21 protein-coding genes are annotated in these 24900 nt (G+C 56.4%); 8 read left to right on the top strand and 13 right to left on the bottom strand.

What is annotated here, in order from left to right; all coding sequences use genetic code 11:
* Positions 1-159 precede the first annotated feature (159 nt).
* Entirely contained in the window at positions 160-1884 is a 1725-nt protein-coding gene (poxB, locus tag IEX44_RS00105; RefSeq protein ID WP_188687544.1) for a ubiquinone-dependent pyruvate dehydrogenase, read from the top strand.
* A gap of 103 nt (positions 1885-1987) precedes the next feature.
* On the opposite strand, the gene IEX44_RS00100 is transcribed toward poxB, so the two are convergent.
* The 6 genes from IEX44_RS00100 to IEX44_RS00075 form a co-directional block, all read right to left on the bottom strand.
* Positions 1988-2725 carry an SDR family oxidoreductase gene (locus IEX44_RS00100; RefSeq protein ID WP_188687543.1) on the bottom strand — a complete coding sequence of 246 codons (738 nt, stop codon included), beginning with the start codon at positions 2723-2725 and terminating at the stop codon, positions 1988-1990.
* A gap of 37 nt (positions 2726-2762) precedes the next feature.
* A complete protein-coding gene (locus tag IEX44_RS00095; RefSeq protein ID WP_188687542.1) occupies positions 2763-3701 on the bottom strand; it encodes an alpha/beta fold hydrolase in 939 nt (312 codons plus the stop codon).
* A 124-nt stretch (positions 3702-3825) separates the two neighbouring features.
* Positions 3826-4053, bottom strand: coding sequence for a YgaP family membrane protein (locus IEX44_RS00090; RefSeq protein ID WP_229678668.1), 228 nt, complete (start codon positions 4051-4053; stop codon positions 3826-3828).
* Between the two features lie 206 nt (positions 4054-4259).
* Positions 4260-5228 (bottom strand): helix-turn-helix domain-containing protein, encoded by a 969-nt coding sequence (locus IEX44_RS00085; RefSeq protein WP_188687541.1) that lies wholly within the window; start codon positions 5226-5228, stop codon positions 4260-4262.
* A gap of 144 nt (positions 5229-5372) precedes the next feature.
* A complete protein-coding gene (locus tag IEX44_RS00080) occupies positions 5373-6350 on the bottom strand; it encodes an AraC family transcriptional regulator (protein ID WP_188687540.1) in 978 nt (325 codons plus the stop codon).
* Between the two features lie 34 nt (positions 6351-6384).
* On the bottom strand, positions 6385-7344 hold the full coding sequence (locus IEX44_RS00075; RefSeq protein WP_188687539.1) for a helix-turn-helix transcriptional regulator: 960 nt from the start codon (positions 7342-7344) through the stop codon (positions 6385-6387).
* 420 nt (positions 7345-7764) lie between these two features.
* Between IEX44_RS00075 and IEX44_RS00070 the strand changes: the two genes are divergently transcribed.
* Together IEX44_RS00070 and IEX44_RS00065 are read left to right on the top strand one after the other, a co-directional pair.
* Positions 7765-8466 (top strand): response regulator transcription factor, encoded by a 702-nt coding sequence (locus IEX44_RS00070; RefSeq protein ID WP_188687538.1) that lies wholly within the window; start codon positions 7765-7767, stop codon positions 8464-8466.
* Between the two features lie 146 nt (positions 8467-8612).
* Positions 8613-9362: an SDR family oxidoreductase gene (locus IEX44_RS00065; RefSeq protein WP_188687537.1), complete on the top strand. Its 750-nt coding sequence runs from the start codon at positions 8613-8615 to the stop codon at positions 9360-9362.
* A gap of 124 nt (positions 9363-9486) precedes the next feature.
* Here IEX44_RS00065 and IEX44_RS00060 read toward each other — a convergent pair whose 3' ends face one another.
* The 5 genes from IEX44_RS00060 to IEX44_RS00040 form a co-directional block, all read right to left on the bottom strand.
* Complete coding sequence (locus IEX44_RS00060; RefSeq protein ID WP_188687536.1) at positions 9487-10101, bottom strand: hypothetical protein; 615 nt, start codon at positions 10099-10101, stop codon at positions 9487-9489.
* The gene (locus tag IEX44_RS00055; protein WP_229678667.1) at positions 10098-10748 is read right to left on the bottom strand and encodes an SCO family protein; all 651 of its coding nucleotides are present in this window, start codon (positions 10746-10748) and stop codon (positions 10098-10100) included. Before IEX44_RS00055 ends, IEX44_RS00060 begins: the two co-directional genes overlap by 4 nt.
* Positions 10732-11235, bottom strand: a complete 504-nt coding sequence (locus IEX44_RS00050; RefSeq protein WP_229678666.1) for a c-type cytochrome — start codon at positions 11233-11235, stop codon at positions 10732-10734. The genes IEX44_RS00055 and IEX44_RS00050 overlap by 17 nt, the downstream gene beginning before the upstream one ends.
* A gap of 103 nt (positions 11236-11338) precedes the next feature.
* Positions 11339-11971, bottom strand: a complete 633-nt coding sequence (locus IEX44_RS00045; protein ID WP_229678665.1) for a cbb3-type cytochrome c oxidase subunit II — start codon at positions 11969-11971, stop codon at positions 11339-11341.
* Entirely contained in the window at positions 11968-13659 is a 1692-nt protein-coding gene (locus IEX44_RS00040; protein WP_229678664.1) for a cbb3-type cytochrome c oxidase subunit I, read from the bottom strand. The genes IEX44_RS00045 and IEX44_RS00040 overlap by 4 nt, the downstream gene beginning before the upstream one ends.
* A 283-nt stretch (positions 13660-13942) precedes the next feature.
* Between IEX44_RS00040 and IEX44_RS00035 the strand changes: the two genes are divergently transcribed.
* A complete protein-coding gene (locus IEX44_RS00035) occupies positions 13943-14926 on the top strand; it encodes an alpha/beta fold hydrolase (protein ID WP_188687532.1) in 984 nt (327 codons plus the stop codon).
* 150 nt (positions 14927-15076) lie between these two features.
* On the opposite strand, the gene IEX44_RS00030 is transcribed toward IEX44_RS00035, so the two are convergent.
* Both IEX44_RS00030 and IEX44_RS00025 read right to left on the bottom strand, forming a co-directional pair.
* A complete protein-coding gene (locus tag IEX44_RS00030) occupies positions 15077-15715 on the bottom strand; it encodes a phosphomevalonate kinase ERG8 (protein ID WP_188687531.1) in 639 nt (212 codons plus the stop codon).
* Between the two features lie 225 nt (positions 15716-15940).
* On the bottom strand, positions 15941-16852 hold the full coding sequence (locus IEX44_RS00025) for a LysR family transcriptional regulator (protein WP_188687530.1): 912 nt from the start codon (positions 16850-16852) through the stop codon (positions 15941-15943).
* A 112-nt stretch (positions 16853-16964) separates the two neighbouring features.
* Between IEX44_RS00025 and IEX44_RS00020 the strand changes: the two genes are divergently transcribed.
* The 4 genes from IEX44_RS00020 to IEX44_RS00005 all read left to right on the top strand — a co-directional run bounded on the left by IEX44_RS00020 (position 16965) and on the right by IEX44_RS00005 (position 24709).
* Positions 16965-17645, top strand: a complete 681-nt coding sequence (locus IEX44_RS00020; RefSeq protein WP_229678663.1) for a glutathione S-transferase family protein — start codon at positions 16965-16967, stop codon at positions 17643-17645.
* Between the two features lie 36 nt (positions 17646-17681).
* Complete coding sequence (locus IEX44_RS00015) at positions 17682-18122, top strand: VOC family protein (protein WP_188687529.1); 441 nt, start codon at positions 17682-17684, stop codon at positions 18120-18122.
* A 71-nt stretch (positions 18123-18193) separates the two neighbouring features.
* Positions 18194-19621 (top strand): MocR-like pyridoxine biosynthesis transcription factor PdxR, encoded by a 1428-nt coding sequence (gene pdxR, locus IEX44_RS00010; protein WP_188687528.1) that lies wholly within the window; start codon positions 18194-18196, stop codon positions 19619-19621.
* Positions 19622-19831: 210 nt separating this feature from the next.
* Complete coding sequence (locus IEX44_RS00005) at positions 19832-24709, top strand: alpha/beta fold hydrolase (protein WP_505952480.1); 4878 nt, start codon at positions 19832-19834, stop codon at positions 24707-24709.
* Positions 24710-24900: the final 191 nt, after the last annotated feature.

Below are 24900 nucleotides of genomic sequence, written 5' to 3'. Positions count from 1 at the left end.
TCAGCAGCATGATTGATCCCGCCTGATGCTGTCGATGGTTCCGGCCTGTTTCAGGGGCATCGGCCAGCACTCGGGATGGGCAAGTATGCCCGCCGCCAGATGAAACGGCCCTTTGAACGACGCAGATCGAGTACTTCCCCATCACAAGGACGCTCTTACATGGCCAGACTGGTTGCAGACGTACTCATCGACACGCTCGAAGCGCTGGGTGTCTCACAGATTTTTGGCGTCGCCGGGGATTCGCTCAACGGCATTACCGACGCTATCCGCCGTAAACCGGACATGCGCTGGGTCCACACCCGGCATGAAGAGGTCGCCGCATTTGCAGCGGGTGCAGCGGCGGTGATCACAGAAGGTCTGGCGGTATGCGCCGGCAGTTGCGGGCCGGGCAATCTGCACCTGATCAATGGTTTGTTTGATTGCCAGCGCAACCACGTGCCGGTGCTGGCGATTGCCGCCCACATCCCCAGTGGTGAAGTGGGCAGCGATTATTTCCAGGAAACCCACCCGCAGATCCTGTTCAAGGAATGCAGCGTGTACTGCGAACTCGTCGCCACGCCAGAGCAATTGCCGCGCATGCTGGGCACGGCCATTCAGGCGGCGCTGACGCATAAAGGCGTCGCCGTACTGGTGCTGTCGGGCGATGTGGCGCTGAGCGCGGCAACCGATGCGCCGGACCCAACCTGGCCGCGCCAGGCCAGGCCGCGCGTGTTACCCGCACAGGCCGAACTGGCACACCTGGCAGCGTTACTCAACGCCGGTAAAAACATCACCCTCTTGTGTGGCGCGGGTTGCGCTGGCGCCCATGATGAGGTCGTGAAACTGGCCCAAGCACTGCAAGCGCCGGTGGTACATGCGCTGCGGGGCAAGGAATATATCGAATACGACAACCCGTACGATGTGGGCATGACGGGTTTGATTGGCTTTGCCAGTGGCTATTACGCCATGGAAAGCTGCGACACCTTGCTGGTACTGGGCAGCAGCTTTCCCTACCGGCAGTTCTATCCGCAAGACGCCAAAGTCATCCAGGTCGATCTGGCCGGCGAACGCCTCGGCTTGCGGCATCCACTGGCGTTGGGCGTTGTGGGGGATGTGGGCGAGACCATCCGCGCGTTATTACCAACATTGGCGCCGCGTAGTGATAGTACGCATCTGGATCGCGCGCTGGCGCATTACACCAAAACCCGCAAAGAACTGGATGAACTGGCCGTGGGCCACGCTGGACGCAAACCAATTCACCCGCAATACCTAGCACAGCGGGTCAGCGAACTGGCCGCGCCGGATGCCATCTTTACTGCCGATGTCGGCACGCCCACGCTCTGGGCGGCACGCTATCTCAAAATGAATGGCCAGCGCCGGCTAATTGGCTCGTTCAATCACGGCTCAATGGCCAACGCGCTGGCGCAAGCGCTGGGTGCCAAAGCGGCTGCGCCACAACGCCAGGTAGTGGCGCTATGCGGAGATGGCGGCCTGACGATGTTGATGGGAGATCTGATCACCGCCGTGCAGGAAAAGCTGCCAGTGAAGATTGTAGTGTTCAACAACGGCGCGCTGGGCTTTGTGGAGCTGGAAATGAAAGCCGCCGGCTTCCTGGAAACGGCCACCGAACTGGTTAACCCGGATTTTGGGGCCGTGGTCACTGCCATGGGCTTGTATGGGCAACGGGTAGAAGACCCGGCCGATCTGGATGCCGCACTGGAGCGCGCTTTTGCCCACGATGGTCCGGCACTGATCGACGTGGTCACCAACCGGCAAGAGCTAGCCATGCCACCCAAAGTAACTTTCTCCCAAGCGCGCGGGTTCAGCCTGTATGTCGCCCGCGCCATTCTGGACGGCCGGGCTGGGCAAGTGCTGGAGCTGAGCCGTACCAACTTATGGCGCTAGGCAGACTGCTAGTGAACGACTGAAGAGGTGTGCCGCGCCAAGAGGGGCTGGATATTGGCGTAAACGCGCGATCCGACCCCTCCTCTCCACCTGTGCACAGGGTTTAGTTGCGGCCGCCGTTCGCCTTGATCACCTGCCCATTGATCCATTCACTTTCCGGGCCAGCCAGAAAAGACACGATGTTCGCGATGTCCTCCGGCTCCCCAAGCCTGCCCAGCGGAATGGCGGTAATCGCGCTCTTGGCCGCTTCAGCAGACCTGCTATTGAAAAACATGTCGGTTGCGACCGGGCCGGGCGCCACGGCATTCACCGTTACTCGGCGGGAACCCAGTTCTTTTGCAAGGGTGTGAGTCATCGCTTCCACTGCGGCCTTGGTTGCCGCGTAAACACCACCACCTGGCGCGTAATTCCCGATCAGGCTGGTTGAGAAATTGATAATCCGGCCGCCATCGCGCACACGGCGAGCCCCCTCGCGCATACCGTTGAAAGTGCCCGTCACATTGACTGCCATCAATTGCTGGAAGTCCTCATCGCTCACTTCAGCCAATGGCGCCATTTTGGCAACGCCCGCATTGTTCACCAGCACATCAACCGGCCCAAACTCGGCTTCCGCAAAATCAAAGAGGCTGACGACCGCGGCGGGGTTTGCCACGTTTGCTTGAATGGCCTTTGCAACACCGCCTGCAGCCTCGATGGCCGCGACCACCTTTTCGGCTCCTTCGCGGCTATTCGCGTAGTTGACCACCACCTGAAAACCATCAGTGGCAAGGCGGATGGCCAGCGCAGCGCCAATCCCTTGCGAGGCTCCGGTCACGATGGCGGTTCTGGTTTCTTTGGGCATTTGAAGGACTCCAATGGTTGGCATAAGACGTCTGGTGTTATCGGTTTGCAATACCTTGAACCGAGGCTGGGTCATTGATAAATGCGGTCAATATCGTCATGGTTTGTTGTGGTGCCTCTTCCATCAGCCAATGGCCCACACCGGGGATGACAATGCCTTGGGCGTTGGGGTCGATCAATTTGCCCTGCCCGATCAGAAACACCCCAGCGGATTTTTCACCGGCTACCGTCAGGAGCGGCATGGTCAGCGGCGTTTTTGAGAGCTCGCCAAAGTCTTTCGCATCCAGTTCAAATGCGTGAAACCACTCAAAACCCGCATGCATCCGGCCTGGTTTTGCGTAAACGGCCGTCCATTGCTCGCGCGTATGTTCTGGCACAGCGTGTTGTGGATCCGCAGCAAAATCATTCCAGAAATGATCAAGATAGATGCGCTCGCGGCCTGCAGTGAGTTTTTCTGCGGTATCGCCGTAAAAGTGGAAATGCCATTTGTCCTGCCGCTGCCAGGTTTTGTACCAATCTCCTACTCCCGGCAAGAAAGACTCCATCAGCACTACGCTGTCGGTGTCATCCGGATACTGCGCAGCATAGGCGTAGGCCACCATCAGGCCGATGTCATGCCCAACGATTTTGACTTTTTTGTAGCCCAGTTGCTGAACCAGCGCGTGGATGGACTGGGCCATGGCCACCTTGGTGTAGGCCGGCAAAAATCCACTTTGCCCCGCGCCCGGTAAATCCGGCGCGATGACGACTCGTTGGGGCGCGAGTTGCTGCATCAGTGGAATCCACATATCACTTTCTTCGGCATAGCCGTGCAGCAGTACAACCGGCGTGCCGTTGCCCGAACCTGTTTGCAGATAGTGGATGGGCACACCCTCGACGCTACGGGTATGTTGTTCGACCTGTTCGGCTGCCTGCGCGCCCGCCAGAACCAGGGCAAACGCAACGAGTGCCAGCAAGCGTTGAATAGAGTGAGCCATGATTTGTCTTCCGTGGAAGTCTTGACGGTTTGATATTGCCCCCGTCAGATCGCCGTGCCGTTTCACGGGATGAGCCAGCATGTGCGAAAAGATTGCACATGCTGGTCTAGCACGGCGCAAGCACTCACTTCTTTGCGGCAGCCTTAGCCAATCGGCGACCTGCCATGGCACACATGGGACAAAAACCAACCAGGCCGGTGGCCACGATTCCCAGTGCAGAAATGGCGACAATCCAGCCAATCATTCCCGGCCAGTAGTAAACAGCCAGCACTGCAACAACGAGGCCGGCAATCACGCGCAGAATGCGCTCCCAGTTCGGGAGATTTTTTGCGTAAAACATGGTGCTTAACATGGCGTTTCTCCTTGTGGTTTAGGCAGGAACTGTTTGCCAAAACAGGCTGGCATCAATGCTCCACCACAGGAAAACTACGCCGCCATGGGCAACCCCGGATCAACAGTCAGTCTGCGTTGCAGCTATCACCATCGAGATAGACCGGATGCCGGGGGCACCAATAAAAACCCGTCTCCGGCAGCCCCAGTTAGCATGGCCTCCGGAGATTATTGCCGGGAACGGGGCCCGCGCATTTGGGCCGGAGTACGCCCGTTACAGCGCAAGCAGGCGCGCTCAAAATGCGCCATATCCACAAAACCCGCTTGCCGGCCGATCTCGGTTTCAGTCAGCCGCGCCCAAACAGGCGAAGTCAGTAACTGGGTGGCCAGGTCTATCCTCGCCGCCAGCAGGCTGGTTGCAAAGGTCTCAGAAAACGCGGACAGGGCCGCATGCAGATCGCTCTCGGAGACGCTCAGGAACGCCGCAATGTCGCTGGCGGTCAGCATGGGCTCGCTACACCGCTGCACAATACAGTCATGCACCGTGTCACGCAGTGCCCGATCGGCCGCCTTGGGCGGATTTACATCACCTGAGTTCATGGCCAGCAATGCACCAATCTGATCGGCCAGCACCGAGTGCGGTACCGGGGCGGAGGCCACAAACTCCGGAGACAGGCAGCTCAACACACTCGACAAGGTCTGCCCCCAACCCTCGCCCCTGGAAATGGGCCGTCCCACCAGCAGGCTGGGATCTGGTAGCCAGGCATTGACCCAATCCACCGGCAATTTCAGATTGACGATGTCAAAGCGGGTATTAATCTCGATGTCGTGCGCAACTTGCGAGTCGGTCAATACCACGTCTCCGGGCGTCAGCAAATGATGCCCGCGATGCACCAGTCCCCAATTGTTTTGCACGCTGACCAGCAAGTGATAGCTGTGTTCCTGGCTATAGCTCAACTCGCGGCGCGCCCGGTGACTATTGTGAGATGTGCCTTTGCAGCGGGTCACAGAAATCGGCCCGAGTGACGTCGCAGTCAGCTGCGCAGAAAAGTCGCGCTCGTTGGTGCTATCGACACTCATAGGCGTCAGCGCAAGACTCAGGGCATTCGCCCAATAGTCAAAGCGCTGCGGGCGAGGAACTTCATTCGTAGACCAGACCTGGATGACGGGGTGTTTTTCGTGATTGTCCGTTGCCATGTGATGCACCATTGCCGTTTTTGTGAAGTTACCTGAGGTGGCCAGTCAGAGCAGCCAGTCCCCCACGCTTATGCTATCTCCCGGCGCGGGCGCTAGATGGCCGTTGCCTGCCAGCCTGTCAAAAGACATGGCTTGTATGTGCCATCAGGCATCGGATCGTGTGCCTTGCACCTGCCGGACCTGGGCCGGTGTCGTCCCCACGTGTTTGCGGAACACCCTGCCGAAATGGGAGGCGTCCGTGAAACCAGCGCGTCTGCCGATTTCTGCAGTGGTCAGTCGTTTGAACGAGGGGGATGTCAGCATGCGCAGGGCAACGTCCACCCGCGACGACATCAATAAATTGCCGAAAGTCTCTCCCCGGCCGGCTAGCGCCCGATGCAGCGTTCGGGGCGAAATATTCAAAGCCTGAGCTATTTCGGTGGCAACCAGCGCCGGATTGACGCAGTGCTGGGCGACACAATCGCGTATTTTGTCGCACAAGCTGATTTCAGGTCGGGATGGGGGTTCGGTCGTGGTGTCCAGCTCGCCCGCGGTCAACGCCAGCAACGCCCCCAATTGATCAGAAATGACGTCTCGCGGCACGGGGGAGCGCTGGATGGCCTGAGGCGTCAATTGCGCGGCAAACGCGCACAAGGCCTTGCCCCAGCCAAAGCGTGAATCGATACGACGCCCCAGCAGCACAGACGGTCGGGCCACCCATTGTTTGACGAATATTTCAGATAACTTGAGGTTCACGACATCCGACACCTCGGGCAATTCAAGCCGCATGTCAATCCTGGAGTCGTAGAAAAGAGCATCGCCTGGCGTCGCGGTCAGTTTGTTCAGGTGCGTGAAATGGATGCGGGAGTTCAGGTTCACAAACAGATGAAACACCCGCTCTTCGCTTTGCGCGATTTCACGCTTTCCCCTGGCCGAGACATGTTCGCAAGCGGCCAGGCGAAATGCGGAGTTAGTCCCGAAATCGGTCCAGGTCACGGTGATGTCAAATTCATTCCGCATGCAGCTGTCCACTTTCAGCGGCGTGAATGATTTCGCCATGACCTCGGCAAAACAACCAAAGCGCTCTTGGGCGGGAATCTGGGAAGAGGCCCACTTCTGAATCTGGCGAATAGGGGTATCCATCATTTTCTTCCGTCAAAAACTGGACTGTTTTGGCTTATTTGCGCGAAGCAGCGCGCAATTCCGTAGGGCTCAGCCCAATGTGCTTTTTGAAGACGCGCGCAAAATGGGAGGCGTCGGCAAAGCCCGAACGTTTACCAATCTCGCCGGCGTTGAGCTTGTCGTAGAGTCTAGAAATCAGCATCCGTCTTGCGACCGCGATACGCGCCGCCATCAACACCGCCGCGAAGGTCTCGCCATGCGCCGCCAGCGCACGGTGCAGACTGCGCGGAGAAATATTGAGTGCTGTAGCCACATCGCTCGCGACCAGACGCACTTCTGAGCAACGCATCCTGATGCAGTCGTGAATTCGCGGGCGCAGCCCCGGCGCTGCTGCGTAATGGGCAGCCCCATCAAAATGAGATGCTGCCAAGGCGAGTAATGCGCCAAGCTGGTCAACGATCAACTCTTGCGAGAACGGTGGACGCACCACAAATTCTGGCGTGAGCTGACCGGCAAACGCACACAGGGCAGCACCCCAGCCTGCTTTTGAATCGATACGGCTGCCCAGCAAAACGTCAGGATCGGAGACCCATTTGCCGACGAAGTCTTCGGTCAGGCGCAGATTGACGATCTCGAAGGTCGCGGGTGTATCCAGCGTCATTCTGGTTCGGGAGTCGTAAAAGAGCGCGTCATCGGCACGGGTCACAAACCGGTTCACGTTGTCGAAATGCATTTCGCCAACGCGGTTCACCAAGAGATGAAAAACCCTCTCTTCACTGCGTTCTATGTCGAGGACTGACCGGACCGAGGCATGCGGGCAACCGTGCACATTAAAGACGGTATTTCCCGCCAGGTCGGCCCAGCGCATATCCAGTTCAAACGCTTCCGTAGGGCAATGCACCACCCGCAAAGGGGTCATTGCCTTGGCCATGGTCTCGGCATATTGATCAAAGCGATCAGCCAAAGGCAGGTCAACGGCGGACCATGAGCTCACTGATTGGCCGGTATTTTCCATGTGGACCCATCTCTCTCGAAATTTTCTGCCCAAGGCCGATGGCAATTTATGCCATTCGCATAAATTTGAACGACAACTGAAGTCATTAAAACCCTAGCCTTCCATGTTAGCCGCAGCCCTATCACCCAGTGGCATCAACCCGGACTTTAGATAGAGAAATCCGTGCACCAATCGCAGTATTTCGGTACGTCATGCCATGGGTTGCGCGCCTCTGATCATGACTTTGACATAAAAAAGGCCGCTTGGAACGTCATTAAAGCGACATGGCACGATCAGCCCAACTTACCGCAGCCGAATGGCATTTACGATCCAGATGACAGGGATGCCGGTGCTTAGACTTTAATCACCTGCACTGCAGGCGGCTGGTCCTCAGCCCCTGGGTGGTTAGTCCGTTTCTTCAAATGCCGGAGGGTTAGTTCCATGGATACACGATCAAACATCAATATTGATATTGTTCACGCCGATCAATTGATCAGCCTTGGACTGGGTGAAGTCATGACCCGGTTTGCCGAATTCAAATACCGCATCCGTCCGCGTTTGCCGATTAACCAGTTCGAGCCTGGCGTCAGTGACGTCATCGTTGCGGACTACGACTTCGCACTGGAATTCGTCGAGCGGCAAAAGGGGGTTTCGCACTACCCAGCTTATGCACCGCGCGTCATGGTGTTGACCTCACGAGATCTGGAGTGGGATGTCCGTCGGGCCATGAACGTGGGCGTTCACGGTTACATGCTGTATGGCGCCACGGCGGACGAACTCCGGGTCGCGATCCACCGTTTGGTGGACCAGGGCATTTATGTCTGCAATGCCGTTTCACAAAATCTGGTGAACACCTTGGGGCATGAGGCGCTCACCCCCCGCGAAATGTCTGTCCTTGAGCAAATTTCACGTGGTGCCGGAAACCAGGACATTGCTGAAACGCTAGGCATTTCCGTGGGCACCGTCAAAACCCATGTTGGCGCCATCCTTGGCAAATTGCGAGCCAACTCTCGTACCGAGGCGGCGTCGATTGCGCTCGCACGTGGTCTCGTTTCGACCGCACGCAACTACTCAGACAAACACGCCCGTCTCCTGCCCCCCTTTGGCAGTGCAACTCTCGCCTCTGCAGGCGCTGCAGGCTGAACAACCCATCCTAAATCATTCGAAATTTTCGCACGACCTGATTTGATTCATGGCACGGCACCGAACAGGCCGGGTTGCACAATAGCTTCAAGGTCAAAACGAGACCTGGCTGTTTTTCTACCTACATTTATATCTGGAGACGTATCATGCAACGTTTTGAAGGCAAAACTGTTCTGGTTACCGGTGGCAGCAGCGGCATCGGTCTCGCAACCGCTCAAGCCTACGCCAAGGAAGGCGCGCAAGTTGTCATTACCGGGCGCGACGACGCCACATTGGCTACAGCTGTGGCCGCAATCGGCAGCAAAGCCATTGCCATCCGTGCGGACTCGCAAAGTCTGGCTGATGCCAAAGCTCTGGGCCAAAGCCTTGCGAGCCGCAACCTCCGTCTTGATGCCGTATTCATCAACGCGGGCATCGCCAAATTTGCCGGCCTGGCAGATGTAACTGAAGACTTCTTTGATGCGGCTTTTGGCATCAACGTCAAAGGCCCCTTCTTCCAGATCCAGGCCGTTGCGCCGTTGCTTAACCGTGGCGCAGCCATCGTACTGAATGGTTCGATCAACGCGCATATTGGCATGCCCAACACTGCCATCTATGCCGCAAGCAAAGCCGCACTGGTGTCGCTGGCTAAAACCTTAAGTGCTGAATTGCTCCCACAAGGTGTGCGTGTCAACGTGGTAAGCCCGGGCCCGGTTGCCACCCCGCTGTACGGCAAACTGGGCATGGACTCCGATACGCTCACCGCCGTGGCCGAGAGCATCCGCGGTCAGATTCCGCTGGGGCGCTTTGGTACGCCGGAAGAGCTGGCCTCCACCGTTCTGCACTTGAGTGCCCCGGAATCGGCATTCATTGTTGGCACTGAAATCATCGTTGATGGTGGGATGAGCCAACTGTAACAGTACGGGAATGCCCCGCCGGGCCAATCGTGCCCGGGCGGGGTATCCGAGCCGAAATTTGGGTCGAGGTGAGAAAACATCGGACTGCTGCCAGGTCATTCCCCAGCGGCTCTTTGCGGTGCTTTTATTTGCCGATCACCTGATCAAGCCCGTTGTCTTTGGCGCGGGCTGTATCTGCAACCACCTGCCAAAACCAGATGGCAACGATCATCGCCCCCACAAAAACAAGGCCATATCCCGCTATCTGTTGGTCATCAAGCCGATAGTAATTACACAGCCGCGCAGAGGGGTCCTGAAAGATCAGTCCAATGGTCACCGTCATCATGCTCCAGGTGATCAGAAAGTATGCCTGCAAAGCACGTCCGCTGACATGCCAGGACTGCTGTAGTGCAAGCCCGGCGGCCACCAGCGCCAGCATTTTCAGGGTATCGACTTCCATTTGGGCTACGGCCTGATCCAGCGCCGCCGGGATCATCCAGAACGCTGTCACGAGCGATGCAAAAACAAGTCCGCTTAAGCCAAATCGGTTAACAAGAGCCGCCTTGCGCTGCCAGGGAAGTGGCAACCTGGCGCCCAGCCAAACTCCACCCAATACCAGCACAGGGAACTGCCCGAGCATATGTAGCCACATTCGGGATTCAACCGTGTGCCGGCTACCCCAAAGCGCACCAATCAGTGCACCAATCAACAGTGCCACGCGATAACGCCGGATTGCACGCCGCAGATCATAGACCTTCATGTGTACAGGTCCAGTGCATGGGCCAGCGCCATATCAAAATCATCGAGGTCGTAGATATGTTCAAGCCGGGCATTGCGGTCGACCACATGAATGGCTGCATTGTGGATAAACCCGCCGTAGCCATCGGGAATGACCACGATGCCGAACTGCCTGAGCAAAAGATCCAGGCTGGCGCGGTCAGTCACCGTCGCAAAATGCCAAACCGCTGGATCGGCATGCATACGGCTGGCATAACTCGCCAGAACGGCTGGGGTATCGTGCTGCGCGTCAAAGCTAATGCTTAACAGCCTGACTTTTTGCTGCAGTCCATGTTGCTCGATGTGGGTTTGCGCCTGCTGAAATTGCTCCCCAAGCACGGTACAAATGCTATTGCAGCGGGTATAGATAAAGTCGATCAGTACCACACGTCCATCCAGACGCACATACTGATCAAGCCGCTGCCGCTTGCCTGTTTCATCCATGATCTGCAGTGAAGGTAGTGGCAAGGGATGGTCCATGATGGCCTGCCGGCGCAACATCTCCGTCGTCCAGCCTTCAAAGCCGCGCGTCAGTAGAGCGGTTGTGACCAATGCAAATAACAACAGGCAGCAGGTCAACGTGATCGTAGGCCCGAGGCTGCCATTGATCCCGTCAGCGATATTTTTCAAGATCTTGCCCACCATTCCATGGTGTGGTTTGAGCCTTGGTTAGATCACGGCCTTTCGCGACTGCAGCCGTGTCTATCGCCACACCTTTATTGCCCCACTGACTTCTCACGTGGGTGGCCACGGCGGCAATTTCGGCATCAGAAAACTTGGCGCCAAAGTTGGGCATCTCGCCGTTGAATGTGTTGCCCTTGACCGTAATGCTGCCCTTTATGCCATGCAGCAGAATTTGAACGGTGACATCCGGCTTGCCGTTGAGATATTCGGACCCCGCCAACGGCGGAAATGCACCGGGCACACCCAAACCCGTGGCCTGGTGACATGCAACGCAATTGGCCGCAAACAACGCAGCCCCATCCGCTGTCGCGCTTTTTGCCGGCGCGGCCATATCCGCCAGGACCCGCTGATCTCCCCATGTACCAGGCAGATTTAGCGGTGTTTCGGCGATATAAACGACGCCAAAGGTAAACAGGGCCGCAATCACCAGCATGATGGCAAACGGCAATGGCTTGACCTGCTCGTTGGGATCGGGGTTTTCGCGCCGCTGCTGCACGGCATCGCTTTCTTGCTGACTCATCGGAACACTCCCTGATTTATGACTGCCCTGCCGTTGCCGGCGCAGAGGCTACCGGCGGCAACACGGGCGCGTTATCGATGGGATAGGTGTGATCCAGCGACAACAAGTAGGCCACCAGGTCGAGCGCTTTGGGTGTCGCCACCACCACACCCGAAGCCGGCCGCCATGCGGGTGGCAACTGAACAACCTTGTCGCCCGGCGCGGCTTTGGACTTGATCACAAACAGGAAGCGATAGCTGGGCATGATGCTGTCTTTGACATAAGCCCGAGGCTGATACAGGTGCCCAAGATGCCAGTCCACGCTGGGTTGCCGCGCAGCAATATTGAAGAGGTCCGGCCCGGTGCGCATCGTGCCCAGTAACACCGGGCGATCGTAGTAATAGTCCGCGGCAATCGGCGCCCTACCCCAGCCACGCTTGAAGTCAGGCGCCTGACTAAGGCTGCGCGGCTGTTGAGAATGGCAAGCCATGCACTCGTTTTGCAGATAAATTTCACGCCCACGTTGGGCTTGTTCCGAGTACGGTTTGAGTTTGTCTGGCGGGCGCAGGTCACTGACTTCCGTATACGGAATCACGATCAGTACCGTGATGGTCAGCCCCATCATGAAAGAGGCCCCGACCAGCAAATCTTCACTGTTCATCAGGTTCATGATGCGGCCCCTTCTTGTTGGAGCGGCTGCACAGCCAGATTCGGTGCCAGACCCGGCGGCATCGCATCGCGCCAGAATAGAGCTTGGGTATGCCGCTTGGGGCCTAACTTGAACACCATGGCCAGCACATGCACCGCAAACACCACGTGCCCTAACGTCATCATGCCGCCGCCGATGGAGCGGCCGATCAGCCAGGGGCGGGTCACGATCACGGAGTCAATAAATGGCTTGCTGGCATCCAGCATGGCTAAGCCCTGCAACACACCTCCGATGGTGAGCGCCGTGAAATACAGCCCAAAGCCAAGTACCACCAACCAGAAATGCAGCTGGATCGCCCACGGGTACGGCCATTCCCACCCGCGCACCCGGGGCAGGATGAAATAAAACGCGCCAAACATGACCATGGTCACGAAGCCGTACAGCCCGAGGTGGGCGTGTGCCACGGTAAAGTGCGTGAAGTGCGTGACTGTGTTGATGGAGCGCAGCGCCTCAAACGAGCCCTGCAAGGAGCTCAGTGTGTACATCATTCCGCCGATCAGAATGAAGCGCAGCGTGGGCGAATGCACCCACATGCGGAAATGACCGCGCATGGTCATGTGCTGGTTGATGGTGAACGCAGCGACCGGGATGATCATCATCATGCTCTGCACGATGGATAGCGTGATCAACCACGCTGGCGCAGGACTGCCCTCCAGGTGGTGCCCGCCTACCTGGCCATAGAAAAAAGCCAGCGTCCAGAAGCCCAGCAAAGACAGGTTGTAGTTCTCAATGGGGCGACCAATGATCTTGGGGAGCAGGTAGTAAATGGTCGCCAGAGACAAGGGCGTATAGAACAGCCCCAGCACGTTGTGGCCAAACCACCAGTTTGCGGTAGCTTGTTCGATCCCGACGTGCACCGGCATCTTGGCCACGATCAACAGCACCGGAAACCAGAACAAAGCTGCCGACATATACCAGACCGAAACATACAGATGCCGGGTACGCCGGTGCCCGAGAGTATCGAGCAGCGGGATGCCGACCATCGCACCGCCCACCACCATTCCTGCGGCAATAGGCAGCGGAATTTCCAGCCACTCCAGACCGCTGTTGTAACCCGTAGCAATGGCAACGAGGCCGGCAATCAGGGACAAGTTCCAGATCACCCCACCCAGAATGGCCCACTGTCCGCTGCGCAAAGGGGTCTTCAAAAGGCGAGGGAGTATCCAGATGCAACTGGAAAGACAGGCCATCGGCGCCCAGCCGTAGGCCACTGCATTGAGGTGAATGGTCCGGGTGACGCCAAATCCGAGCCACATGGCACCGGTCAGCCAGTCAGGCTGGTGCAGCTTGATGGAACTGATCAGTCCGAAAGTCGATGCAACAAGCAGCCATAGCACCGCCGCCGTCATCATGATCAGCACAATCAGCGAGGTGGATTTATCTGATTCGATGCGAGCCAGAATGTCGGCCTCATCGACATGCAGGCCCACCTGGGCGTGGCCTGTGCTGGTGGACTGCAGCCTTGCCCTGCTAGTCGCTGTGCCGGCCGGGTCTTCAACGAGGCCGACTTCACCTTCGCTAAAAATCTCGCTGGCCGCTTCTTCTCCCCCGGTCAAGAGACTGCGGCCATTAGACCAGATGAAAAACATCAGCCCCAAAATGGCAATCACGAAGGCTGATAACAACATCCCCAAGGCATTCATGTTCATCGTCCCTCAACTTGGTGTGAGGGAACCTTAAGCGGGGCTCGGGCGGGCCACATCCACCCTTGGTCATACCCGGCCCCCCACAGGCCGCTGAGGCTTATTTACCGTGAAAAAATTTACAGGTCGTTATGGCTTTGGGCGTAGGTCAAAGGTCTTAGGTCGATCGCATAACACATGTGCGACACCATCGAACGATTCCGTCGCTTTTCCGGTGTGTCACGCTGAGCAACAAACCTCAGACTTTTACTGGTGACTCCCACCCATCTGGCATCAAGGAATCAAGGCCATGAATCGATACCCTCTTCTTTCGCACGGTCTGACCACTGTCATTGCAATACTCATGCTGGCTTTGCCTGGCAACACAATCGCGGCGCCTTCTGGAAGTCCTACCCCTTCAGCTGTAGCCGCCGCCACCGCCCGTATTACTGATGGAAAAGTCGAAGTAAATGGCGTGCGCTACCACTACCTGATCGCCCAAGGTCACGGTACGCCCGTGGTCTTGCTGCACGGCTGGGGTTCAACCTCATACATGTGGCGGTTTGTCATGCCGCAACTGGCGGCACGCGGATATACCGTGATCGCACCGGATTTGCGCGGGCTGGGCGATACCAGCAAACCGGCCACTGGCTATGAAAAGGCCAATATTGCAGAAGACATCCGCGAACTGGTTAGCAAACTAGGCTATGGCCCTGAAATTAATATTGCCGGGCACGACATGGGCGGGATGGTGGCCTATGCCTATGCGGCCCAGCACCCAACCGAAGTGAAAACGCTGACGATCCTTGATGTACCTTTGCCAGGCATCCCGCCCTGGAATGAGATCGTCCAGACCCCGCGTGTATGGCATTTCGCCTTCTTCGGGCAACGTGATGTCGGTGAGATGCTGATGGCCGGACATGAGAAAGAATTCATGGCCTGGTTCCACAACAACGAAGCGGTGAACTCACGCGCGTTTACCAATGAAGTGGAAGCGGTCTACGCCCGCCAGTACAGTATGCCGGGGGCCATGCGCGCCGGTTTCGAGTACTACAGGGCGTTCCCGCAAGACGTGATTGCCAATCAGAAGTTTGCCGAACACAAATTGACCATGCCGGTGCTGGGCATTGGCGGAGACGGCAGCTTCGGACCAATCATTGGCGCACATCTGCAACATGTGGCCACCGATGTTCATGTAGCGCAGATCAAGGGATCAGGGCATTGGGTAGCCGAAGAACAACCAGAGCAAGTGACGGCTACACTGGTCGGGTTCTTACCGCCGGCCAAGAATTGAACAGTTTCTACGCCCGTGGCAGCCCATCCGCTTCGTAAAGATGACATATGCATCGGGCATAAAAGTAGCTTCTGCCCTTGAACATCAAATAAATCTTTACGCAGAGGCACTTGATTCGTGCCCCAAAGGGGGGGTAGCCCAGCCGATCCGTCAATAAACTATCCGTTTATTAACTTCCCTCGCTTTAGCTTTTTGTTGATTTGATAGTGCCGGCCAGATTTTTTTAATTTCAGAATCCGACATCCCTGCCAATTGATATTTAGCGTTATCGCTTCGAAGGCTTATTTTGTATCTCGTTGCAAGATACTCAACATTAAGCTGGTTCATTCTATCAAACAAAAACAACAAATCCTCCGGATGAAGTGCCTCTCCATTCTTCACGGCAATACCCAACTCTGCTATTTTTCTTCTATTTTGTATATCGCTACGCCACAGATCTCTCAACGATTCTAAAGAAGATTCGATGATTTTATCGCGTAGCGCTTTGTCGAGAGCAGATTTACGCTCATTATCATCAGTAATCGCCACACCAGCCTTATCTAAAATTTCAATATCTTGAAACCTTAGAATGCAACTTGAGCCGACCAACAAAATATTGTGTTTATGCCGATTTTTAATCTCAAAATGACTGGCAAGATCTGGATGCTCGCAAAGCTCGCAAAATATGTCTTCGTCACCCCGATCAAAAACAACCCCGGTAAAAAACCACTCCTTCAACGCTTCGCCAAATGAAGAGGCAACGCTCAGGGGAAGGAGGTTTTCTTTAGATTTTTCGAGCCAGTGATTCATACCAAATTATCTAATATTTAATATGTCAAAATTAGCACCAGAAACCACTCAAAGATGCTAACACCGTTCGACTCATTTACATGAAGGTTTTTGTGGATAATTTTCACAACCACGCTCTCAAATCCAGACTAACAATGTAGCTTCGTTGCATCTTTTACAACAGCCGATCAAATGCACCTATTTCTTGCTCAGTCAGCCGCATAGTTTCGGTGCCCGTATCACCCGCTAACGCGTCAATCCATCGACCAGGCGCTGGGCCAGTCGCGGCTGTTGCAACTTCTCCAGCCACCACTTCAAGGCTCGACCAGCTAGTTCTTCACGCCAGGCCACGTACAAGATGTTGGGCTCGCGCGGTTGGGCTGTGCGCTTTTCAACGAGCTTGCCTTCTTGTAACAAGTGCGCCACACGGTGACGAGGCAACCACCCCACACCTAGCGCTTCGCACTGGGCCAGCATCTTGGCCCGCATGCTGGGTACCGCTAGCGCGGGTTGCCCACCGAGTACGCCATACACGCGACCCTCCGTTTGCCTGGAGCTATCGGCCACCACCACGGCGCGGTGCGCAGAGATCGCCTCACGGCTCAACGGCTCTGGCATGGCCGCCAATGCATGTTTGGAAGAAACAGCGAAGACCCATTCCAGTCGACCCAACTCTCGCCAACTCACGCCGGGCATCTTTTGCGGTTCGTTAGTGGCACCAATGACCAGATTGGCGCGGCCGTCCCGCAGCGCCTCCCAGGTGCCACCCAATACTTCATTGGTAATACGTAAAGGAACGCCGGACTGGAGTTCATCAAAATCCCTGATGACCGGCAACAAGGTTTCGAACTCCATCAGCTCGTCAGTGACGATCCACAGGCGCTCTTCCCAGCCATTGGCCACCTGGCGTACCCGCTGCATGGTTCGGGCCGACTCCTGCTGCAACCGCGCGGACTCGTCCATCAGCAAGTTACCCGCCGGCGTGAGCTGCAATCGGTAATTTCGTCGATCAAACAGCAAGGCATCCACGCGAGACTCCAGTTGGCGCGCGGCATGAGACACCGTGGACGGCGCTTTGCCCAGCTTTGCCGCCGCCCGTGAAAGGCTGCCGGTATCCCGAATGGCCTGGAGCAATGCCAGCTCTTCTGCCTGCAACATGTTCGAAAGTCTCGCACGAAATCGGTCTTTCGATAGTACGGCAACGGGCACGTTCTGGTCGAGTATATGGACAAGCACTCACTGGCCTTGTCAGGGCAACCGGAGACTTCCCATGACACTGAAATTCTATTTCCACCCATCCCCCAACCCGATGAAGGTGGCTTTATTGCTCGAAGAACTGCTGGTCTATTACGAACTGATCGCCGTTGATACCTTCAAGGGCGAGCAACACGAAGCCGGCTATTTGCAGATAAATCCCAACGGCAAAGTACCCGCGCTGGTGGACGGCGACACCACCGTATTCGATTCGCACGCGATTCTGCTTTACCTCGCAGAAAAACATGGCCAGTTCATGCCGGTTGACCCCAATGAACGAGCCATCACTTTGTCCTGGCTGATGTTCGTCGCCACCGGCCTTTCGCCCTTCTCGGGTCAGGCTGTGCATTTCCTGCATCACTCCCCTGAAAAGCTGGCTTATGCCCAAAACCGCTACCTCAAAGAGGTTCAGCGCCATTACACGGTGCTGGACCGTCGACTTGCCGTCTCTCACTACCTGGGCGGTGATAGCTATTCCGTTGCCGACATGGCGTTCTGGGGCTGGGTGAATGTGGCCGGTTACATCCTTGGTGAAAACGGGCTGGATGCTTACCCCAACGTGAAACGACTTTACGAAGAGGTGTCTGAGCGCCCTGCAGCAAAGCGGGCTCGCACCCTCAAAGATCACCTGACGCTGAAACAGGATTTCGACGAGGAAACCCGTCGCGCCCTGTTTCCACAGAACGAGCCAGCTTGATTCGCCCGATAGACCAATCCCCAAGGAGAAGCAGCCATGCAAATCTCACCCCCATCACTTGATGGCCAATTGCGCCTGAGCAATCTCGCGCTCGCCGTCGCCGATTTGCCGAAAATGGTGAGTTGGTACCAGTCCGTTCTAGGGTTCAAGGTCGACACGGAAGGCGAATTTCCGATCGTCGGTGCCCGCTATGCCGTACTGGAAGGCGCAGGCCTGCGGATTGAACTGATTACACGTACGGGCGCAAACTTCCGGCCGGTTGACCGCAGTCCGCCACCGTTTCATCTCTCGCAACTGGGTTGGAAGGCTTTGGTACTGCATAGCGAAGACCTGAAAACTACCACTGCTGTTTTGCGCGCCCATGATGTCGAGATTTGCTGGGCTGAAGAGAAAACCACGGAGCATCTCAAATCCACGCTGATTCGGGATCCTGAGGGCAATTTCATCAATATTTTTGGCCCCTTGCAGGACGACTGAGGCGGGATAAACGTGACATCTCCTCTTTTGGGTCTGGACCCGCACCCGGCTTTTGCGGAAAGATTCAGGGCATGGACATTCACATCACCCTGCAGGGTAAAACCGATCTGGCCGGCCAGATTTACCGTCAACTTCGCGCTAGCATTGTTGATGGTCGTCTGGCGGCGGGCGAGCGTTTGCCCTCTACCCGCGATCTAGCCAGTCAGCTCAGTGTGTCGCGCAAGACCACGCTGGATGTGTTTGAGCGATTGTTGTCGGAAGGCTTTCTACAAAGTCGGCCAGGCGATGGCACTTTTGTGGCAGATGGTCTTCAACGCATCCCAGTCAGCTCGCCGATCGTGCATCGTGCTCGCCCGACTGCTCTTTGGGAGTCTTTGCCCGCCGCATTGTCCATGCCTGAATATGGCAGCACGCCGCCGCTCGATTTTCTGGGTGGCGTGACCGACAAATCGCGCTTTCCATTTGAGCCGTGGCGGCGCTGCCTGAACCACGCCCAAAGGCAACAGGCCCGTGGTCGGGCGGCTTATCACGACCCTGCCGGCGAGCAAGAGCTGAGGCTGGGGATTTCCCGCTATCTGGCTTTCAACCGCGCAGTCACCAGCAATTGGCAGGACGTGATCGTGACGCATGGCGCGCAGCAGGCGCTGGACTTGTTGGCGCGCGTCACGCTGAATCCGGGTGATGTCGTTGCCATGGAAGAGCCTGGCTACCCACCCGCACGTGCCTGCTTTACTGCGGCCGGTGCAAAAGTCATCAGCGTGCCTGTCGATGCGGAGGGTCTGCGCGTCGATCTGTTACCCAAGGAAGCCCGGCTGGTTTACGTGACTCCCTCACACCAGTTTCCCTTGGGGATGCCATTAAGCCTGGATCGGCGCCTTGCCTTGCTGGAATGGGCGCAGAACACCGGTGCCGCCATTGTTGAAGACGACTACGATGGCGAATTCCGCTTTGATGGACGCCCACTGGAATCGCTCAAGTGCCTGGATCGATTTGGTCTCGTGGCCTATGTCGGCACGTTCTCCAAGACCATGTTCCCGGAGTTACGGGTGGGTTATATCGTCCCACCGCTATCACTTTCTGCTGCGCTATTGAAAGCCAAACAGATTGTCGACTGGCACAGCTCTACCTTTACGCAAGCGGCCATTGCCCGTTTCATACTGGACGGCGATTTTGCCAAACATTTGCGACGCATCTACAAGCAATACGAAGCGCGACGTGATGTATTGCTGAAACATCTGAATGGGCCGCTCGCCGCTTGGCTAGTACCTGTAATTCCTGCTGCTGGCATTCACCTCACCGCCGTGCTGAAACAAGGGCTGACCGAAGCCAGTGTCATCTCGGCCGCGCGTGAACAAGGCGTTGGGCTGTATGGCATTTCGAGCTTTTATGCTGACACAGAACCCCGCCAAGGCCTGTTGTTCGGCTACGGCGGAATCAGTGAAGAGGAAATCGAAATCGCGCTGAACAAGTTGGCCGACGTCTTCCGTGCTCTTGGATGAGCTGCAGATTTTGATCTGCCGCTTTGTAGAATCCCATAAAAGCTGTCGGCGATTCCGGTGGCGGAGCCGGAACCCTCCTGCAACAGGCGGCAAATCAGCCAAAACCGATATGACCGTTTCTACGTTCCGCAGCCTGCTCCCTGCCCGTTGCAAGCGGTCTATTTTGGTCGCGCATTTCCCGGTAAATGGTACAGCCAAATCCCGCGTCCCATGCACGCATCCGAAGTCAACTTCGAGTACCGATGGGTAAGCCATGCATCATGGTGGGGCTTCCGCCAGTCAAGGAGCATGTCGTCTGTCATAATGTTGAACACAAAAATACTTCCGGGAGGGCTAAGGGTGGCAACGCTGACGCAAGTACATGAGGCCTCATCGCCGGATGCGCCGCACGTCATCTTTGTTCACGGGCTAGGTGGAGATGCGCGGTCTACATGGATGCACAACCCAAAGGACCATACTACTCTCTGGCCGGAGTGGATTGGGCAAGACGTCGGATGCCATGTCTGGGTTGCAGGTTATGGCGCGGAGCTTTCAGGCTGGACTAATCCAGCCATGCATCTTGCTGATATCGGCGAAGCTCTTTTTGCCGCTTTACAGGTTGAAGAAGGCCTGAAAGGCCACAGGGTTGTGTTAGTCGGGCATAGTCTCGGCGGACTTGTCATTAAGTCTGGCATGACTCAAGCGCTGTCGCTCGGCGACCCACAACGGCTGACGCTGTTAGAGCGGATTGCCGGTGTTGTGTTTGTAGGCACTCCACACCAAGGGGCGAGTCTCGCTACGGTCGCACACAATCTGCGTCTGGTGCTGAGAACCAACGCCCAGGTCACAAATATGGTCAGTGACGACGCCTGGCTGAAGTTGCTGAACGGGCAATTCCGAGCCCTTCACACGCAATACAGCTTCGGCGTGCGAGTCTTCTTTGAGTCAGAAGGAGTCCTTGTCGGGCGCAAAATTCTTGGCTTCTCGCTTGGTAAACGGGTGTTAATCGTCGACAGGAACAGTAGCGATCCAGGGCTTACTGGAGTGGTGGCTACTCCTATTGCTGGCAATCACATTGAAATTGCCAAACCCAAGTCTCGCAAAGAATTTATCCACAAGGCGCTGATCGACTTTCTTAAGGGAATACCAGACGGACCTGCAGGCCATCCTCCAACGGATAGGGGCCGCCCAGCACCTTGGTCAAGCTCCAGTGACCTTCCAACAGCGTTACGAAATGCTTCAGCGCCATTGTTAAGCTGGCCGAGTACTCTGGGTGATGGCACTTGGCTCCAGCGCCCAGAACTAGCCGTACTGATCGAGAGTCTTGCGGCCAAGTCGTCAAGCACCCATTTTTTGCTTGGCGACCCGGGGAGTGGCAAGTCTTCCCTCTTGGTTCGGCTAGCCCAAGAAATGCAGGCAGCCGGGTGGTGTGTCCTTGCCATCAAGGCTGATCGACTGTCGCCAGATCTATTGGATAGGGAAGCACTCGCGAGGCATCTGAATCTCGGTTCCGATGTCAGCGCGGCTTTGCGAGAGCTTGCCAAGAGCGTGCCTGTTTTATTGCTAATTGACCAGGTTGATGCCTTGGCTGACCTAGTTGTTCAGCACTCTGCGCGCTTACGTGTCTTACTCGACTTAGTTCAAGACCTCTCTGGCGTCGAAGGGGTTCGCACAGTGATCTCGTGCCGTACTTTTGAGCAAAAGCACGATCCCGCGCTTCGAAATCTGGATGCGACCGTTATTCAGCTGGAACTACCAGAGTGGTCGACCGTACAGCCAATTCTGACGACAAGGGGCCTTCAAGCCGAGGTATGGAATCAGGAAATTAAGCATGTATTGCGGTCCCCCCATGCCCTAGACATCTTCCTTTCCCTCCTTGGCGACGCTACCGAACCCGAGGTCTTGAGGAGTTTCCATGGATTATTGGAGAAACAATGGGAAACCCAGGTATTGAGCGATACCACTGGTAGACGCCGCACAACATTGCGCCATTTGGCCAAGTTGATGGCCGACCGTGAAGTGCTGGGGCTACCCCTCGCTCAAGTTGAAGAGTTTTACGCGGAGATTCAGACGCTTGCTGCGTTTGGCCTGCTTCAGGTAGGCCAGGGGCCAGGACGAGTGGAATTCCGGCATCAAACTCTGTATGAGTTCGTACGCGCGCGCAGTTTTCTGGATGAGAGCGGGAGTCTCACCGATACCGTGCTAGCACAGCAAGGCAGCTTACGAATTCGCCCCCAGTTGTGGCATGCGCTTGGATACTTTCGAGGCGCAAGTCCTGAGGCGTACGCCATCGAAATTGGCCAACTATGGTCGGCCGATCTGCGGCCACACCTGAAAATGTTATTGATCGAATTCCTAGGATTGCAAGCCGAGCCGATGCCAGCCGAACGCCGGCTTGTGGAACAAGCAATGTCGGATGAATGGTTCCGACCCCGTTTCATTGGAGCCGCCGTTGGGAGCCCGGGGTGGTTCGCCGCTTTGTTGCCGACTCATCTGGCAGGATTGATGGCCCTACCGGCGGAACAAGCCCAGATACTGCTGCCAATGCTTAGGCAAGCATTGCATTTCAGTGCGAACTCGGTAGTTGACCTTGTGCGTCGGCATTGGCTGCCCAACAAGGATCTAGATGTATTGAGCTGGCAAGCACTAGGTCTGGGCGATGTCGCACCGCAAGTCGGTCCTTGGCTAGATGCTCTCATTTTTATTGCAGAACGTAGTTCGATTAACGAGTGGTCCATAGGAAATCTGGCTGGCGTAGTCAGCGCCGCACTTCCCGAGGAAGCACCGAGATTGGTCGCGGCGTGGCTCAAGCGCGAAATTGACTCCGCTACCGCGCCCAAAACCACGTCTGGCACGGAAAATGAAGAGACTGCTAGCAGCGTATCCGGGCGTACTCAATCTATTTTTGAGACGAGACAGTTTCATGACTTGGACGCAATAGCTGAGGCCTCACCCAAGGCTTTTGTAGGTGCTTTGTGGCCGCTCGTTCTGCAAGGGTTACAGCTATGTGCATCTGAGCCTCCGAACGTAGTGATTGGATATCGTCCAAGCAGAGGATTGATGTTTGAAGGTCTGGACGAGGAGACGCGGTATGAACACCCGTTACTGCGATCTGTTCAGGTGGGTATTCAGCGCTGGGCGGACTCCGATCCGGGCAGTTTTCTGGATTTCGTTGCCGCAAACGTGCAGTCCGATCTACTTCTAGTGCACAGATTGCTGGCCCTCGGTCTAGTACGCGCGGTTGCGCATTCACCGCACTTTGCATTCGACTATCTATCCGGCGATCCTCGGCGGCTGGTTCTCGGACCCAATGCCGATGTGCACAAGGAGAGCATCGCGCTGATCGAGGCCGCCTGCCCGCAGCTAGACGATCCCACCTATGCTCGCTTGGAGGCGATGCTCCGCGATTGGCGTTACTACGATGATACGGCCCAGGAGGATGAAGCAAGCACCCGCCTCAAACGACTGCAATGGGCGCGGCAACATCGACTGCGGCTGCTTCGAGCATTGCCGGCTGACCGTCGTAGTCCCGACTTGCAAAGGCTGGTAGAAGAAGAGCAGCGGGCGTTTCCGGGCTTGGCTGGCAACGGCGTACACAACTCTGGTGCCCAGTGGATTGGAAGTCCGGTAAGCGCGCAACAGATGGATCTAGCAACTGATGCCGAAATCCTAAATCTTTTCAACGAACTGACGGACGACGCTGCTTGGGATCATCCGCGCCATCGTATGAAAGGTGGGGCGATACAGGCTGGACGTGAACTAGCAGAGCTGGCCAAGAGTAACCTGCCCAAAGTTCTCAGGGTCATTAGGGAGTTTGAGCCTGGGCGCAACGAGATTCCGGTGTCTTCTGTCTTGCGCGCACTTGTTCCGGCCGGCCTAACGGTACCGGCGTTCTATGCGTTGGTTTCTGAATTGGAAGACAAGGGTTTTGTCGGCCCCGACTTTCGCCGTGAAGCGGCTTACGCAATCGCGACCGCTGTCAACAAAGAGGCGCCCGTACCGGATGAGCTATTGGATCGGATGGAGCGTTGGCTAATTCCTAGTGCAGCCGAGAAATCCAGTGAGATTGTGGCTGATGCAAATGACGGCACCTCGTCGGTTTTGTGGGGGTACGGGTCGATAGCTACCCTTCCAGACGGGAATTATCCTGTGTTGTGCGCCATAACCTCAGCGTGCCTGACCTCGGCCCCCCCTCGACTTGATCGGTGGCTTTCCATTCTTGAGCGGCATATTGCGGGCGTCGAATCATCTCGCGTATGGGAGGCGATGCTTCAGCGCGAACTGATGCACCTGCATTTGGCGGATCGCTCACGAGCAGAGGCGCTTGTCGACCAGTTGGTGGCCAGCATGCCATCCATCGTTAGCGGACAAAGCTGGGTTAACTTCGTCGCACATTCGTTTCATTGGGCCTCCGCAACCGCGGCACAACGATGGCTGATGTACATTGTCAAAGGAAACAAAGAGGGGCTACAGGGAGCGGGAGAATTGGCTGTCTTGCGACACGCGCTTTTCCCTGCGGAGGATTGGCCTCGTGAACTGATTGGAGTGCTTGCCAATGATGCCACGGCGGCAGCCTTGGGGGTGGCGCATAGTGTGGCTAATTTGTGGCACGAACCAATGACCAGGCCAATAGTTCATCCTATTCTGCTCCAGCTACTGCGCGACGGTGATGATCGCGTCCTGACCGCGTTGTCTGCGATATTCCTGAATGATGGATTTACTGCTGACGTTGAGACGAGAGAGCTTCTGGATGCCCTCGTGGCTTTTCCTGATGTCTTGAAGAATGGCCGAGCCGAGCGCCTGCCTGAAAAGCTGGTCAAGCTGGTGGCACCTGAACCGGAGCGGGTGTGTAACATTATCCATGCATTGCTGGACGTAGTAGGCGATCAGATGGGCAATATAGCGACATCCTGGTACTTGAGTACTGAGTCGTTGTTGGATATAGCATTGCAACTTCAGGATATGGGTACAGCTGAGCGCGCAGCTGGGTCGGCGCTCTTCGAGCGCATGTTGGAGTTCAACATGCCACAGGCCAAGGAGATGACGCTGGATTTAGACAAGCGCATGCCGGTGGGCAATAGACCACGAGCCCCCCGTCGACGCAGATAGCGGTTAAGAGTATGTAAATCGGCGCAGGAGAGTTGAGTGAAATATGGTGTTTGGGTGCGCCACACCAACGCGGAAGTCCGAATTGGGCCGGCTGCGGCCATCTTCACGTATGGTCTCAAACGTCAGCAATAGCCTGTGGATTCAACCGGTCGATGCAACACACTAGAACCTGCGCAGGCAGGAGGAGTGTG

Source organism: Silvimonas amylolytica (genome assembly GCF_014645555.1).
In the GTDB taxonomy this organism is placed as follows: Bacteria; Pseudomonadota; Gammaproteobacteria; order Burkholderiales; family Chitinibacteraceae; genus Silvimonas; species Silvimonas amylolytica.
Note: the sequence above shows the minus strand (reverse complement) of the source record. Positions and strands in the feature narration are given on the sequence as shown.